Genomic DNA, 1,065 nt, shown 5'->3' with positions numbered 1-1,065 from the left:
GCTACATGTTCCATCCCGGATGATCACATAGACCCTCGCCGGACCGCGTTCTTCGTGGCAAGATCTATCTTAGGCGAGTTTCGGGATGGGAGGCGAGGATGCTGATCTCTCTTCACAAGCAGGCAACAACAACACCGAAGATACGGGCTGCGATCCAAGCAAGCCCTGAACCCGCATGGAGGGTGGCGGAGCGCTACGGCATCTCCATGCAGACCGTCTGGAAGTGGCGGAGCCGGGACAGCGTCCGTGACCGAAGCCACACGCCGCACAGGCTTCAGTCGACGCTCACGCCCGCGCAAGAAGCTGTGGCCGTGGCGCTGCGCAAGTCCCTGCTGCTGCCGCTGGATGACCTCCTGTCGGTGTTGCGGGAGTTCCTGAACCCACTGGTCTCGCGATCTGGTCTGGACCGCTGCCTGCGCCGGCATGGCGTGGGCAATCTGCGTGCGCTGAAGCCTGCCCCGCCACGGCCTGCACACGGGACGTTCAAGGCCTATGAGCCGGGCTATGTGCATATAGACGTGAAATACCTGCCGCAGATGGCCGACGAGAGCCGCCGCCGGTATCTGTTTGTCGCCATCGACCGCGCCACCCGATGGGTCTTCGTACGGATCTACACCGCGAAAACCGCGGCCAATGCCCGCCGTTTTCTGCGGGATCTGGAGCGCGCCGCGCCGATGACGATCACCAGGGTGCTCACTGACAACGGCAAGGAGTTTACCGATCGCCTATTCGGTCTCCGCCGCCGGGGCCCCACCGGCAACCACGACTTCGATCGCCTCTGCGCTGATCTCGGCATCGAGCATCGCCTGGCCCCGCCGATGCACCCACAGACCAATGGCATGGTCGAGCGCGTCAATGGTCGGATCGAGGACGTCCTGCAAAGCCACCGATTCCGCAGCGGCGAGGACCTCGAGCAAACCATCCTGCGCTACGTCCGCCTCTACAACGGACAGCTTCCGCAATCAGTGCTGAAGGGACGAACGCCCATCGACGCGCTCAAGGACTGGCAGAAGCAAAGGCCAGACCTATTCAGAAGACGGCCGTATAATCACGCGGGATGTGACA

Annotated in this window: 1 protein-coding gene; it reads left to right on the top strand. The window is 62.8% G+C overall.

All coding sequences use genetic code 11. The annotated features are described in order from the left end of the window. Positions 1 to 98 precede the first annotated feature (98 nt). Positions 99 to 1,065, top strand: a 967-nt coding sequence (locus tag DWB67_RS17725) for an IS481 family transposase (protein ID WP_119808849.1), incomplete at its 3' end; no start/stop codon positions are given.

It is taken from the genome of Paracoccus sp. JM45 (assembly GCF_003590715.1).
Taxonomy (GTDB): Bacteria; Pseudomonadota; Alphaproteobacteria; order Rhodobacterales; family Rhodobacteraceae; genus Paracoccus.
The sequence above is the reverse complement of the archived record's forward strand: the minus strand, read 5'-3'. Positions and strand labels throughout refer to the sequence as shown.